The following is a 15,177-nucleotide window of genomic DNA, read 5'->3' on the forward strand; positions in this document are numbered from 1 at the left end:
CTTTGTGCCGTCACCACCGACTGGCCAGGCTAGTTTATCAACCTTCCTTCCAGCTCGACCGTTGGAGAGTGTGTATGGATGCGTCCTTCGCAGGGTGCGCGCAACGCCTGGCGTCGTTGCGTCCGGCGCGACAAAACAGCGTCCTGCCGGGCAAACAGGCGAAAAAAGCCGCACTGCGTGAAGCAGAGCGGCTTTTTGGAACGGACGCCCGCACGAAGCGGAACGTCCGGATACTGCAAAGACCTTGCGTTACACCTGGGTGTCGTCGCCAGCGTCGTCCTGGGGAGCTGCGCCCACGGTTTCCGGCGCGGTCGTGAAGATCGTGCTTTCGTCGAAGGTGTTGCCCACATCGGCGAACACGACTTCGCGTTCGGCCGCTTCCAGCGCTTCTTTTTCCTTGCGGGCCTGGTGGAAGGCCATGCCGGTACCTGCGGGAATCAGGCGGCCGACAATGACGTTTTCCTTCAGACCACGCAGTTCGTCGCGCTTGCCCATGATGGCGGCTTCGGTCAGGACACGCGTGGTTTCCTGGAACGATGCAGCCGAAATGAACGAGTCGGTCGACAGCGAGGCCTTCGTGATACCGAGCAGCACGTCGTAGTGCGTGGCAGGACGGCGGTTGTCGGCAGCGCAACGATCGTTCTCGTTGAGCATTTCGGCACGTTCGACCTGTTCACCGGTGATGAAGGACGTTTCGCCCGCATCCACGATGACCACACGGCGCAGCATCTGACGCACGATCACTTCGATGTGCTTGTCGTTGATCTTCACGCCCTGCAGACGGTACACATCCTGCACTTCGTCGACGATGTAGCTGGCCAGCTTCTCGATACCCTGCAGACGCAGGATGTCGTGCGGGTCGGCCGGGCCGTCCACGATCATTTCGCCCTTGTTCACCACCTGGCCGTCGTGCACCAGCACCTGCTTCTCTTTCGGGATCAGGAATTCGTGGCTCACGCCGTCCAGATCGGTGATGACCAGACGCTGCTTGCCCTTCGTGTCCTTACCGAACGACACCGTGCCGGTCACGTCGGCAAGCATGCCGGCGTCCTTGGGCGAACGGGCTTCGAACAGCTCGGCCACGCGGGGCAGACCCCCGGTAATGTCACGCGTCTTCTGCGATTCTTGCGGAATACGCGCCAGCACTTCACCGACACCCACTTCCTGTGCATCGCGCACGGTGATCAGCGCGCCGACCGGGAAGGAGATGCTGACCGAGTGATCGGTACCGGCGATCTTGACTTCTTCGCCCTGCTCGTTGAGCAGCTTGACCTGCGGACGCACCGTCTGCTTGGAGCTGCCACGCGTTTTCGGCGTGATGGCCACCAGGGTCGACAGGCCCGTGACTTCGTCGAGCTGACGGGCCACGGTCACGCCTTCTTCCACGTTCTCGAACTTGATCGTACCGGCATGCTCGGTAATGATCGGACGAGTCAGCGGATCCCAGGTCGCAAGCTGCGCGCCGGCCTTGACCGTCGAGCCGTCGCCATGGACCAGGATGGCGCCGTACGGCACCTTGTGGCGTTCGCGTTCGCGGCCGCTGTCATCGACGATCAGGATTTCACCCGACCGCGAGATGGCGACCTGTTCGTTCTTCACGTTGGTCACGTAGCGCATGGCGCTGGTGAACCGCACCGTGCCGTTCGACTTGGTTTCCACGCCCGACGCCAGCGCCGCACGCGACGCCGCGCCACCGATGTGGAACGTACGCATCGTCAGCTGCGTGCCCGGTTCGCCGATGGACTGGGCGGCGATCACACCGACCGCCTCACCCACGTTGACCGACGTGCCACGACCCAGGTCGCGGCCATAGCAGGCGGCGCACAGGCCATGACGCGTTTCGCAGCTCAGCGGCGAACGCACCTTGACTTCGTCGATGCCCAGGCTTTCGATCAGTTCGACCGCGTCTTCGTCGAGCAGCGTGCCCGCTTCGAACACGGTTTCCTGCGTGTCGGGGTTGATCACGTCGGAGACGGCCGTACGACCCAGGATACGGTCGCGCAGCGGTTCGATGACTTCACCGCCTTCCACCAGCGCCTTCATGTTGAAGCCGAAGGTGGTGCCGCAATCTTCTTCGGTGATCACCAGGTCTTGCGTCACGTCGACCAGACGACGGGTCAGGTAACCCGAGTTCGCGGTCTTCAGTGCCGTGTCGGCCAGGCCCTTACGAGCGCCGTGGGTCGAAATGAAGTACTGCAACACGTTCAGGCCTTCACGGAAGTTTGCCGTGATGGGCGTCTCGATGATCGAGCCGTCAGGCTTGGCCATCAGGCCCCGCATGCCGGCGAGCTGGCGAATCTGGGCCGCGGAACCGCGCGCGCCCGAGTCGGCCATCATGTAGATCGAGTTGAACGATTCCTGGCGCGTGGCATTGCCATGGCGATCGGTCACGGGCTCGGTCGACAGTTGCTCCATCATGGCCTTGCCGACGCGATCGCCTGCCTTGCCCCAGATGTCCACCACGTTGTTGTACCGTTCCTGCGACGTGACCAGACCCGACGAGTACTGCTTGTCGATTTCCTTCACTTCCTTGCTGGCTTCGGCCAGGATGCCGACCTTGGCGTCCGGGATCAGCATGTCGTCCATGCAGATCGAGATACCGCCGCGCGTGGCCAGGCGGAAGCCCGACTGCATCAGCTGGTCGGCGAAGATGACCGTGTCGCGCAGGCCGCAACGGCGGAACGACTGGTTGATCAGGCGCGAGATTTCCTTCTTCTTCAGTGCCTTGTTCAGCACCGAGAAGGGCAGGCCCTTGGGCAGGATCTCGGACAGGATCGCGCGGCCGACCGTGGTTTCAAAGCGGCGCAGCACGGGCTGCCATTCGCCTTGTTCGTCACGTTCGTATTCGTTCAGGCGCACGGTGATCCGCGTCTGCAGTTCCACGAACTTGTTTTCGTAGGCGCGCAGCACTTCCGACACGTCAACGAAGTGCGTGCCTTCGCCGCGACCGTTCACACGTTCGCGCGTGGCGTAGTACAGGCCCAGCACGATGTCCTGCGACGGCACGATCGACGGTTCGCCGTTGGCCGGGAACAGGATGTTGTTCGAGGCCAGCATCAGCGTGCGGGCTTCGAGCTGCGCTTCGATGGACAGCGGCACGTGAACGGCCATCTGGTCACCGTCGAAGTCGGCGTTGAACGCCGCGCAGACCAGCGGGTGCAGCTGGATCGCCTTGCCTTCAATCAGCACCGGCTCGAACGCCTGGATACCCAGGCGGTGCAGCGTCGGTGCGCGGTTCAGCATGATCGGATGTTCGCGGATCACCTCTTCGAGGATGTCCCACACCACCGGTTCCTGCGTCTCGACCAGCTTCTTCGCCGCCTTGATGGTCGTGGCCAGACCCATCATTTCCAGACGGTTGAAGATGAAGGGCTTGAACAGTTCCAGTGCCATCAGCTTGGGCAGACCGCACTGGTGCAGCTTGAGCTGAGGACCCACCACGATGACCGAACGGCCCGAGTAGTCGACGCGCTTGCCCAGCAGGTTCTGACGGAAACGACCGCTCTTGCCCTTGATCATGTCGGCCAGCGACTTGAGCGGACGCTTGTTGGCGCCCGTCATGGCCTTGCCGCGGCGACCGTTGTCCAGCAGCGAGTCGACGGCTTCCTGCAGCATGCGCTTTTCGTTGCGCACGATGATTTCAGGGGCCTTCAGCTCGAGCAGACGCTTCAGACGGTTGTTGCGGTTGATCACGCGGCGATACAGGTCGTTCAGGTCGGACGTGGCGAACCGGCCGCCATCCAGCGGCACCAGCGGGCGCAGCTCGGGCGGCAGGACGGGCAGCACTTCCAGGATCATCCAGTCGGGCTTGATGCCCGACTTCTGGAAGCCTTCCAGCACCTTCAGGCGCTTGGAAATCTTCTTGATCTTGGCGTCCGAACTCGTGGCCTGCAGATCGGCACGGAGCGTTTCCACGTCGCGGTTGATGTCGAGATTGCGCAGCAGTTCGCGCACGGCCTCGGCACCCATCACGGCGCGGAAGTCATCGCCGTACTCTTCCGTTTTTGCCAGGAAGTCGTCTTCCGACATGATCTGGCCGCGCTTGAGCGGCGTCATGCCTGCGTCGATGACGCAATATGCTTCGAAGTACAGCACGCGTTCGATGTCGCGCAGCGTCATGTCCAGGACCATGCCCAGACGCGACGGCAGCGACTTCAGGAACCAGATGTGCGCGACCGGGCTGGCCAGCTCGATGTGGCCCATGCGTTCGCGGCGCACCTTGGCGAGCGTCACTTCGACGCCGCACTTCTCGCAGATCACGCCGCGGTGCTTCAGGCGCTTGTACTTCCCGCACAAGCATTCGTAGTCCTTGATGGGACCGAAAATCTTGGCGCAAAACAGCCCGTCGCGTTCAGGCTTGAACGTACGGTAGTTGATGGTTTCGGGCTTCTTCACTTCCCCGAACGACCATGACCGGATCTTTTCCGGCGACGCGATGCCAATACGGATGGCGTCGAACTGTTCTTCCTGCGTAACTTGCTTGAACAGATCCAAAAGCGCTTTCATGGCGACTCCTATCAGTTACGTTCGAGATCCATGTCGATCCCGAGCGACCGGATTTCCTTGACCAACACGTTGAACGACTCGGGCATGCCCGCATCGATCACGTGGTCGCCCTTCACGATGTTCTCGTAGACCTTGGTACGGCCGTTCACATCGTCGGACTTGACGGTCAACATTTCTTGCAGCACATACGACGCGCCGTACGCTTCCAGCGCCCACACTTCCATCTCCCCGAAGCGCTGGCCACCGAACTGGGCCTTACCGCCCAACGGTTGCTGCGTCACGAGCGAGTACGGGCCGGTGGAGCGGGCGTGCATCTTGTCGTCGACCAGGTGATGCAGCTTCAGCATGTGCATGTAGCCGACAGTCACGGGGCGTTCGAACATTTCGCCGGTACGGCCATCGAACAGGTACGCCTGGGTCTTCGAATTCGCCAGCTTCAGGCGTTCCGCGATGTCGTCCGGGTAGGCGAGATTCAGCATGTCGCGAATGTCGTCTTCGGTCGCACCGTCGAACACGGGCGTGGCGAACGGAACACCGTTCTTCAGGTTGTTGGCCAGTTCGATGACGTCGTCATCGCTGAACTCTTCAAGGCGCGCGGAAGTCCCGGTGGAGTTGTAGATCTTGGTGAGGAATTCACGGATCTTGGCCACTTCGATCTTGCGTGCGTCGCGCAGCATGTCATTGATGCGCAGACCCAGGCCCTTGGCCGCCCAGCCCAGGTGGACTTCGAGCACCTGCCCGACGTTCATCCGCGAAGGCACGCCCAGCGGGTTCAACACGATGTCGGCGGGCGTACCGTCGGCCATGTGCGGCATGTCTTCGATCGGGGTGATCTTGGAGACCACACCCTTGTTCCCGTGACGGCCTGCCATCTTGTCGCCAGGCTGCAGGCGGCGCTTGACGGCCAGATACACCTTGACCATCTTGAGCACGCCCGGGGGCAGCTCGTCGCCCTGCGTCAGCTTCTTGCGCTTTTCTTCGAATGCCAGGTCGAACTGGTGACGCTTCTGTTCGATCGACTCTTTCGCCTGCTCGAGGGCGGTCGCGCCGCCTTCGTCGGCCAGGCGAATGTCGAACCACTGCCAGCGGTCCAGATCCGTCAGGTATTCGCGGGTCAGCTCGGCGCCCTTGGCCAGCTTGCGCGGGCCGCCGTTCACGGCCTTGCCGATCAACGTCTTTTCGATACGATCGAACGTATCGTTTTCGACGATGCGCAGCTGGTCGTTCAGGTCGGTGCGATAGCGCTTGAGTTCGTCGTCGATGATCGACTGCGCGCGCTTGTCGCGCACGATGCCTTCACGCGTGAACACCTGCACGTCGATGACCGTGCCGACCATGCCCGACGGAACGCGCAGCGACGTATCCTTCACGTCGGAGGCCTTCTCGCCGAAGATGGCGCGCAGCAGCTTTTCTTCAGGCGTCAGCTGGGTCTCGCCCTTGGGCGTGACCTTGCCGACCAGCACGTCACCGGCTTCGACTTCGGCGCCGATGTAGACGATGCCCGACTCGTCCAGACGGCCCAGCTGGCCTTCGGACAGGTTGCTGATGTCGCGCGTGATTTCTTCCGAACCCAGCTTGGTGTCACGGGCAACGACCGTCAGTTCCTCGATGTGGATCGAGGTGTAGCGGTCTTCTGCCACGACCCGTTCCGAGATCAGCATCGAGTCTTCGAAGTTGTAGCCGTTCCACGGCATGAACGCGACCAGCATGTTCTGACCCAGGGCGAGTTCGCCCAGGTCGGTCGATGCACCGTCGGCCAGCACGTCGCCACGAGCAACGATGTCGCCCCGGCGCACGATAGGACGCTGGTTGATGTTCGTGTTCTGGTTCGAACGGGTGTACTTGATCAGGTTGTAGATATCCACACCGACTTCGCCGGCGGCGTTTTCGTCGTCATTGACGCGGATCACCACGCGGTCGGCATCGACGTAGTCGACCAGGCCGCCACGCAGGGCCTGCACGGTCGTACCCGAGTCGACGGCCACGGTGCGTTCGATACCCGTACCCACCACCGATTTTTCCGGACGCAGGCAAGGCACGGCCTGGCGCTGCATGTTCGAACCCATCAGTGCACGGTTCGCATCGTCGTGTTCCAGGAACGGAATCAGCGACGCGGCGACCGACACGATCTGCGACGGCGCAACGTCCATGTAGTGCACGTTGTCACGCGCGGTCAGCATGGTTTCGCCGGCTTCGCGGCAGGCCACGAGGTCGTCGGTGAAGTGCCCTTCGGCGTCCAGGCTCGCGTTCGCCTGGGCGATCACGTAGCGGCTTTCTTCGATGGCCGACAGGTAGTCGATCTGATCCGTGACCTTGTTGTCCACGACCTTGCGATACGGCGTTTCAAGGAAGCCGTATTCGTTCAGGCGGGCGTACAGCGCCATGGAGTTGATCAGGCCGATGTTCGGACCTTCCGGCGTTTCGATCGGGCACACGCGGCCATAGTGGGTCGGGTGCACGTCGCGGACTTCAAAGCCTGCGCGTTCGCGGGTCAGACCGCCCGGGCCCAGTGCGGAGACGCGACGCTTGTGCGTGATCTCGGACAGGGGTTGGTCTGGTCCATGAACTGCGACAGCTGGCTCGAACCGAAGAACTCCTTGATGGCGGCCGAGATCGGCTTGGAGTTGATCAGGTCGTGCGGCATCAGGTTTTCGGCTTCGGCCTGGCCCAGACGTTCCTTGACGGCGCGCTCGACACGGACGAGACCGGCGCGGAACTGGTTCTCGGCCAGTTCGCCGACACAGCGGACGCGACGGTTGCCCAGGTGATCGATGTCATCGATCTCGCCACGGCCGTTACGCAGTTCGACCAGGATCTTGATCGTGTCAAGAATGTCCTGGTTCGTCAGCGTCATGGTGCCGGTGATTTCGTTGCCACGGCCCAGACGGCTGTTGACCTTCATGCGGCCCACGCGCGACAGATCGTACGTCTCTTCGTTGAAGAACAGACGATGGAACAGTGCCTCGACGGCGTCTTCGGTTGGCGGCTCGCCAGGACGCATCATGCGGTAGATCGCCACGCGCGCGGCGGTCTGGTCGGTCGTTTCGTCGACGTTCAGCGTCTGCGAAATGTACGGACCCTGGTCCAGGTCGTTCGTGTACAGCGTCTCGATCGTGCGGACGTTGTGGTTGCGCAGCTTGTCGAGCAGCGTTTCGGTCAGCTCATCGTTCGCGCTGGCGACGATTTCGCCGGTTTCTGGATCGACGGCGTTCTTCGCCAGCGAGCGGCCCAGCAGGAAATCTTCGGGCACGGAGATGCGTTCCGTACCGGCGGAAACCAGGTCACGGATGTTCTTGGCGTTGATGCGCTTGTCTTTCGCGACCAGCGTCTTGCCCAGCTTGTCGTTGATGTCGAAACGCGCGACTTCACCCTTCCAGCGCTCAGGCACGAACTCCATCAGGCCACCTTCGCTCTGCAGCTCGAACGTGTCGAAGCTGAAGAAGTGCTCGAGGATGGTCTCGGGGGTCATGCCGATCGCCTTGAGCAGGATCGTCACGGGCATCTTGCGACGGCGGTCGACGCGGAAGAACAGGATGTCCTTCGGGTCGAATTCGAAGTCGAGCCACGAACCGCGGTAAGGAATCACGCGGGCCGAGAACAGCAACTTGCCGGAGCTGTGGGTCTTGCCGCGGTCGTGCTCGAAGAACACGCCCGGCGAGCGGTGCAGCTGCGAAACGATGACCCGTTCCGTGCCGTTGATCACGAACGAACCCGTCGTCGTCATGAGCGGAATCTCGCCCATGTAGACTTCCTGTTCCTTCACTTCCTTCACGGTGGGCTTGCTGGCCTCGCGGTCGAGCAGCACCAGGCGCACCTTGGCGCGCAGGGGCGATGCGAAGGTCAGGCCCCGTTGTTGGCATTCCCGAACGTCGAAGGCGGGTTCGCCAAGCACATAGCTGACAAATTCCAGCCGGGCCATCTGGTTGTGGCTGACGATGGGGAATATCGAGGTGAACGCGGCTTGGAGGCCCTCATCCTTCCGACGCAGAGGAGCGGTCTCTTCTTGCAGAAAGGTCAGGTACGATTCAAGCTGGGTAGCCAGCAGATACGGGACGCTTTGGACGTCCTCGCGCTTGGCGAAGCTTTTGCGGATGCGCTTCTTTTCGGTGAACGAGTAGGGCATGAGCACTCCGACTCAGGTTGCGTGAACCGCGGGCGGCGGTCCTAAAATACGACTTCGAAATCTGGGCAGAACGTCCAGCAGCCTGGCTGGCGTCCCTTCAACCGGAAGGTATCCGGCACGGGTTTCGGGTTCGAAGGCGGCGGCCTGGGCCACCTGCGCACCGGAAATCCGTTACATCGGGCTTTCTATGACACCGGAAAGTCCGAGTAATTCCCCTGATAAGGGGTCAAGAAAACACCCCTTTCAGAACGCAAAAACCCGGAGGTCGTTTTGACGGACCCCCGGGTGCATGCAGAACCGAAATTACTTGATATCGGCCTTTGCACCAGCTTCTTCGAGCTTCTTCTTGGCGGCTTCGGCGTCAGCCTTCGACACGCCTTCCTTCACTGCCTTCGGGGCGCCGTCAACGACGTCCTTGGCTTCCTTCAGGCCCAGGCCGGTCAGCTCGCGAACTGCCTTGATGACGTTGACCTTGTTGGCGCCGACTTCGGCCAGGATGACGTTGAATTCGGTCTGCTCTTCAGCAGGTGCCGCAGCAGCAGCGCCGCCGCCAGCAGCGGCCGGGGCTGCAACAGCAGCTGCCGACACGCCGAACTTTTCTTCCAGATCCTTGATCAGTTCCGACAGTTCCAGAACGGTCAGGCCAGCGATAGCTTCAATGATTTCTGCTTTGTTCAGTGCCATTTTCTTTAGATTTCCAAATAGTTTGATACCAGGTGCGGTAGTCGCTTTTGTCTAACGAAGTCCTTGCAGGCCGGCTTATGCCGCTTCTGCCTGCTTGTCGCGTACGGCGGCAAGGCCGCGCACGAACTTGGACGGAACTTCGTTGAGCGTACGCACAAACGTTGCGATCGGGGCTTGCATCGTGCCGAGCAGTTTTGCCAGCAATTCTTCGCGCGAAGGCAGGGAGGCCAGGGCCTTGATGCCTTCTACGTCCATCTGGCTGCCCGGGAGCGAGCCGGCCTTCAGAACGAGCTTGTCATTGGTTTTGGCAAAGTCAGCCAGTACTTTTGCTGCAGCCACTGGGTCGGCGCTCACTGCATAGATCAGCGGACCGCTCAGTTGCTTGGACAGACCCTCGAAAGGGGTGCCCGCGATGGCGCGAATGGCCAGCGTGTTCTTCAGAACACGCAGGTAAACACCCGACTCACGTGCTTTCTTGCGCAGTACGGTGACGGCAGCGACGTCCAGACCCCGGTACTCTGCGATGATGATCGATTGAGCCTTGGCAACTTCTACCGAGATCTCTTCGATGACCACCGTTTTCTCTTTACGATTGAGACTCACGGTCGAACACTCCATCAAAAGACGCTTGGGGAAATCCCGTTGCGTCAACCGAACGCGGCGAACCTGGTCGAGTTCTTTGGATAAGAATTCTTCCTGGGACCGCCGTCTACGCTGGATCCGCTGCTTGGCCTGTTCTTGGCGCACTGGGCGTTGCAACAGGATTCGCCAACGGTTTTAAGATCTGCGGATCGGCCTCCTGCCTGAGCAGGCGGCACCCTCGTTTCTCTCCCGCGGTCTTTGACAGCAACACCCTTGTTCCGGCGAACCGGCCGCGGGGTGCAGCCCAAAGTTTGGTACTACGGATACTGCAGGGCGTGGCGCGCGGTTTCCCACGCGTTCCACGCCGGACGCCTATCAGGCCGTCAGCGACGCCTGGTCGACGCGAACGCCGCCGCCCATGGTGGACGACACGGCCAGCTTGCGCAGGTAAACGCCCTTGGCCGACGCCGGACGGGCCTTGTTCAGGGCATCGACCAGTGCGACCAGGTTGGACTGGAGCTGTTCGACGTTGAACGATGCACGGCCGATCGTGGCGTGGATGATGCCTGCCTTGTCGGTACGGTACTGGACCTGACCGGCCTTGGCGTTCTTGACGGCGGTCGCGACGTCGGGCGTCACGGTACCGACCTTCGGGTTCGGCATCAGGCCACGGGGACCCAGGATCTGACCCAGGGCACCGACGACGCGCATCGTGTCAGGCGACGCGATGACGATGTCGAAGTCCATCTGACCGGCCTTGATCTGCTCGGCCAGGTCTTCCATGCCGACGATGTCGGCGCCGGCGGCTTTCGCCTGCTCGGCCTTGTCGCCTTGGGCAAACACGGCCACGCGCACGCTCTTGCCGGTACCGGCGGGCAGGACGACGGAGCCACGAACCAGCTGGTCGGACTTCTTGGCGTCGATGCCGAGCTGCACGGCCAGGTCGATGGATTCATCGAACTTGGCGGTGGCGGTGTCCTTCACCAGCGCGAGCGCTTCGGCGACGGGGTACAGCTTGGTGCGGTCGATCTTTGCGCGGACCGCGGTAATGCGTTTCGACAGACGTGCCATGATTACAGACCCTCTACCGTGATGCCCATGCTGCGGGCGCTACCAGCGATCGTACGAACCGCTGCGTCCAGGTCGGCCGCAGTCAGATCGGGTTGCTTGGTCTTGACGATTTCTTCGACTTGCGCGCGCGTCAGCGTGCCCACCTTGCTGGTGTGCGGCGTGGGCGAGCCCTTCTGGATGCCGGCAGCCTTCTTGATCAGGATGGTCGCTGGAGGCGACTTCATCACGAACGTGAAGCTCTTGTCGGCAAAAGCGGTGATCACCACGGGAATCGGCAGACCAGGCTCCATGCCTTGCGTCTTGGCGTTGAACGCCTTGCAGAATTCCATGATGTTCAGACCGCGCTGACCCAGCGCAGGACCGATAGGGGGATGGGTTGGCTTTACCAGCTGGAACTTGCAGCTTGATGAAGCCGACGATTTTCTTCGCCATGGTGTGCTCCTTTCGGGTTCAATCGCCCTGTGACAGGGCTCCCCGAGGTTGCCGGCCGGGATTTTCGGCATCGCAGACGCCGAAACCCGGATGACGCTGGCCGCAGCGCGTCATCCGGTCATACATCCGAGAATCAGGACTTTTCGACCTGACTGAAATCGAGTTCCACCGGGGTCGAGCGACCGAAAATGGTCACGGACACGCGCAGCTTGCTCTTTTCGTAGTTGACGTCTTCGACGTTGCCGTTGAAGTCCGCAAACGGACCTTCCTTGATGCGGACCATTTCGCCCACTTCGAACAGGACCTTGGGCCGTGGCTTTTCCACGCCTTCCTGCATTTGCGACAGCATGTCGTCGACTTCTTTCTGGGAGATCGGCGTGGGCCGGTTGCCCGAACCGCCAATGAACCCCGTGACCTTGTTGGTGTTCTTCACCAGGTGCCACGTTTCGTCGGTCAGATCCATCTCGACGAAGACATAGCCCGGGAAAAAGCGCCGTTCGGTCACGGACTTGCTGCCACCCTTGACTTCGATCACTTCTTCGGTGGGGACCAGGATCTGACCAAAAGAGGTTTCCAGACCGGCGCGCTCCACACGTTCCATCAGCGCCTTTTGAACGCTTTTTTCCATGCCAGAGTAGACATGAACGACGTACCAACGCTTGCTCATCGCTTCATTCCGCCGTTTTATTTCCAACCGAGAAGCAGGTCGTACAGCACCCATTCGATCGATTTGTCAGTCAGCCACAGAAAAACCGCCATGATCACCACGAACGCGAACACGGCGCCGGTGGTCTGGATGGTTTCCTTGCGGTTAGGCCAGACGACCTTGCGGGTCTCCTGGTAGGAGTCTTGTGCAAATGCGATGACCCGGCGGCCGGGTTCGCTGAACCACGCGATCACCAGAGCAACGACCAGGCCGGCAATGACGACGCCAACGCGGGCAATGGTAGGGCTCGACGACAAGGCGTAAAAGCCCACCAGTCCGGCCACGAAGGCGGCAATGGCCAGGCCCACTTTGACACGATCGGTGGAACTCGTTACGGTTTCGACGTTTGGATTCGACATCTGTTCGTCCGGGCCGCTTCAGCAGGACTGAAGGCGGCTGTGCTTGCAAAGACAACCCGGCTCTTGCGGCGCCATGCAAGCTTCAGACCGAAGCTCGGACATAGAACCCGCGAGCTCCGGGAGAAAGTGGCAGGGGAAGAGGGAATCGAACCCACAACCTTTGGTTTTGGAGACCAACGCTCTGCCAATTGAGCTATTCCCCTAAAGTCTCAAGCGCCATCCGGGGATGACGCTCGTTTTTAACCTACCGACGAAGATTTGGCGGCTTCGCCTGACTGCGGCTTTCGGACTTTCTAGGAAGCTTTCAGACCGGCTTTTGGCCCGTCGTCTGCATTCTTGTCCGGCAAGGCAGCCGTTGCAAAAAGCGTTTCCGCTCCTTGCAACCCAGCATATTACTTCAGAATCGTGGCAACCACACCGGCGCCGACGGTACGACCGCCTTCACGGATGGCGAAGCGCAGACCTTCTTCCATGGCGATGGGGGCCAGCAGCTTGACCGTGATCGACACGTTGTCGCCTGGCAGAACCATTTCCTTGTCTTGCGGCAGTTCGATCGAGCCGGTCACGTCCGTCGTACGGAAGTAGAACTGGGGACGATAGCCGTTGAAGAACGGGGTGTGACGACCGCCCTCTTCCTTCGACAGCACGTACACTTCGGCCGTGAAGTCGGTGTGCGGCTTGATCGAACCGGGCTTGCACAGCACTTGGCCGCGTTCCACGTCTTCGCGCTTGGTGCCGCGCAGCAGGATACCGACGTTGTCGCCAGCCTGACCCTGGTCGAGCAGCTTGCGGAACATTTCCACGCCCGTGCAAGTGGTCTTGACCGTGTCCTTGATACCGACGATTTCGATTTCTTCGCCGACCTTGACGATGCCGCGCTCGATACGACCGGTCACGACAGTGCCGCGGCCCGAGATCGAGAACACGTCTTCCACAGGCATCAGGAAGGCGCCGTCCACGGCGCGCTCAGGCGTCGGGATGTACGAATCCAGTGCGGCGGCCAGCGCGTTGATGGCTTGCTCGCCCAGTTCACCCTTGTCGCCTTCCAGCGCCAGCTTGGCCGAACCCTTGACGATCGGGGTGTCGTCGCCCGGGAAGTCGTACTTGCTCAGCAGTTCGCGCACTTCCATTTCGACCAGCTCGAGCAGCTCGGCGTCGTCGACCATGTCGCACTTGTTCAGGAACACGACGATGTAAGGCACGCCCACCTGGCGAGCTAGCAGGATGTGTTCACGCGTCTGGGGCATTGGGCCGTCAGCGGCCGAGCACACCAGGATTGCGCCGTCCATCTGGGCAGCGCCCGTGATCATGTTCTTGACGTAGTCGGCGTGGCCCGGGCAGTCAACGTGTGCGTAGTGACGCGTTGCGGTTTCGTACTCGACGTGCGCCGTGTTGATCGTGATGCCGCGCGCTTTTTCTTCAGGCGCCGCGTCGATCTGGTCGTAGGCCTTGGCTTCGCCGCCAAATGCCTTCGACAGCACGGTGGTGATCGCTGCCGTCAGCGTGGTCTTGCCATGGTCGACGTGACCGATGGTGCCAACGTTGACGTGCGGCTTGGTACGTTCAAACTTGCTTTTTGCCATGGCTGACTCCCGCCTGGATGCCTGCTACTACTGGAATGGAACTGGAAGGGACGCGATGCCCAATGTGATACTGGTGCCCACTACGCGGATCGAACGCGTGACCTCTCCCTTACCAAGGGAGTGCTCTACCACTGAGCCAAGTGGGCGAATTCTGGATACTGCGAATTCGGGGTACTACGATTTGCGATGCTGCGTGTTGCGCGCAGCGGGTACTGGAGCGGGTGAAGGGAATCGAACCCTCGTCGTAAGCTTGGAAGGCTTCTGCTCTACCATTGAGCTACACCCGCCTGCCTAGTTACCACTGGCACTTCTCAACCTGCACTTCGCCATCTGCACTTCGCCATCTGCACTTCGCCGTACTTCACTTCTTCACTGCTTTCACAACGCACTTGCATGCGCATTGGTTGCACGCGCATTTGCTATGCACATCTACCATGCATGCGCATTCATTTGCGCATCTACCATGACGTCCAGCCAAAAAGGACTGGTGGAGGAGATTGGATTCGAACCAATGTAGGCGCAAGGCCAACAGATTTACAGTCTGCCCCCTTTAACCACTCGGGCACCCCTCCGTCAGGGAGCCTGAGATTATGCAGCAGTGATTTTCAGAAGTCAACTCGCGTGGCAGAAAGAATGTGATCAGCGCACCAGGGGCACCGTGCGGATGGTTTCGCCCAGCGGCGGCAAGGTGGCCGCGCGCACCTCGACGCGCTCGCCGCCCTGGTTCAGCACCACCCCGCTGCGGCCGACTTCGGCCAGCGTGACGCCTTCGGCCAGGTCGTTGCCGACCGCATAGGCGCGGGCCGGGCGGCCGTCGATGGCCAGGACGGCCGAGCCGCGCGGGCCGGCCGAGATCAATCCGGCGACCACGACCTGGATCTTGGCGCCGCTGCCTGTGCCGAACCAGCGCGACACGGGTTGCGTATCCGTGGCAAGCGTGGTGCTGGCGGCGGCGGTGGGCGGCGCGGGTGGGGGCGACGGGGCAAAGAGAATGGCCCCCCAGACGCCGATGCCGGCGGCCAGCGCCACGACGGCGGCGCGCTGCACCAGACGGGGAAGATAACGCGGGGTGGTCAACGGCATGGCAGCGTGGCTCCGGCGTGCGCACGGAGCGGTCCGTGTCGCAGAAAA

Annotated in this window: 8 protein-coding genes, 4 tRNA genes and 2 pseudogenes; all 14 read right to left on the reverse strand. The window is 61.4% G+C overall.

The window, feature by feature from the left end:
- Positions 1 to 249: 249 nt before the first annotated feature.
- Positions 250 to 4,506, reverse strand: coding sequence for a DNA-directed RNA polymerase subunit beta' (gene rpoC, locus ACNANG_RS10345; RefSeq protein ID WP_420227095.1), 4,257 nt, complete (start codon positions 4,504 to 4,506; stop codon positions 250 to 252).
- An 11-nt stretch (positions 4,507 to 4,517) separates the two neighbouring features.
- Positions 4,518 to 8,629 (reverse strand): annotated as a pseudogene (gene rpoB, locus ACNANG_RS10350) (DNA-directed RNA polymerase subunit beta).
- A 303-nt stretch (positions 8,630 to 8,932) separates the two neighbouring features.
- Complete coding sequence (gene rplL, locus ACNANG_RS10355; protein ID WP_179591034.1) at positions 8,933 to 9,313, reverse strand: 50S ribosomal protein L7/L12; 381 nt, start codon at positions 9,311 to 9,313, stop codon at positions 8,933 to 8,935.
- 75 nt (positions 9,314 to 9,388) lie between these two features.
- Positions 9,389 to 9,916, reverse strand: a complete 528-nt coding sequence (gene rplJ / locus ACNANG_RS10360) for a 50S ribosomal protein L10 (protein WP_420227508.1) — start codon at positions 9,914 to 9,916, stop codon at positions 9,389 to 9,391.
- Positions 9,917 to 10,270: 354 nt separating this feature from the next.
- Positions 10,271 to 10,966, reverse strand: a complete 696-nt coding sequence (gene rplA, locus ACNANG_RS10365; RefSeq protein WP_420227096.1) for a 50S ribosomal protein L1 — start codon at positions 10,964 to 10,966, stop codon at positions 10,271 to 10,273.
- A gap of 2 nt (positions 10,967 to 10,968) precedes the next feature.
- Positions 10,969 to 11,398, reverse strand: a pseudogene (gene rplK / locus ACNANG_RS10370) (50S ribosomal protein L11).
- Positions 11,399 to 11,531: 133 nt separating this feature from the next.
- Entirely contained in the window at positions 11,532 to 12,065 is a 534-nt protein-coding gene (nusG, locus tag ACNANG_RS10375; protein ID WP_420227097.1) for a transcription termination/antitermination protein NusG, read from the reverse strand.
- Between the two features lie 17 nt (positions 12,066 to 12,082).
- Positions 12,083 to 12,463 (reverse strand): preprotein translocase subunit SecE, encoded by a 381-nt coding sequence (gene secE / locus ACNANG_RS10380; RefSeq protein WP_420227098.1) that lies wholly within the window; start codon positions 12,461 to 12,463, stop codon positions 12,083 to 12,085.
- A gap of 127 nt (positions 12,464 to 12,590) precedes the next feature.
- A tRNA-Trp gene (locus ACNANG_RS10385) sits at positions 12,591 to 12,666 on the reverse strand.
- Between the two features lie 189 nt (positions 12,667 to 12,855).
- Positions 12,856 to 14,046, reverse strand: a complete 1,191-nt coding sequence (gene tuf, locus ACNANG_RS10390; protein ID WP_420227090.1) for an elongation factor Tu — start codon at positions 14,044 to 14,046, stop codon at positions 12,856 to 12,858.
- Positions 14,047 to 14,117: 71 nt separating this feature from the next.
- Positions 14,118 to 14,192, reverse strand: a tRNA-Thr gene (locus ACNANG_RS10395).
- A gap of 67 nt (positions 14,193 to 14,259) precedes the next feature.
- A tRNA-Gly gene (locus tag ACNANG_RS10400) sits at positions 14,260 to 14,333 on the reverse strand.
- Positions 14,334 to 14,531: 198 nt separating this feature from the next.
- Positions 14,532 to 14,618, reverse strand: a tRNA-Tyr gene (locus ACNANG_RS10405).
- Positions 14,619 to 14,685: 67 nt separating this feature from the next.
- Positions 14,686 to 15,129 (reverse strand): hypothetical protein, encoded by a 444-nt coding sequence (locus tag ACNANG_RS10410; RefSeq protein WP_420227099.1) that lies wholly within the window; start codon positions 15,127 to 15,129, stop codon positions 14,686 to 14,688.
- Between the last annotated feature and the right edge of the window lie 48 nt (positions 15,130 to 15,177).

Origin of the sequence: Pigmentiphaga litoralis (genome assembly GCF_048632615.1) — a bacterium.
Lineage (GTDB): Bacteria > Pseudomonadota > Gammaproteobacteria > Burkholderiales > Burkholderiaceae_B > Pigmentiphaga > Pigmentiphaga litoralis_B.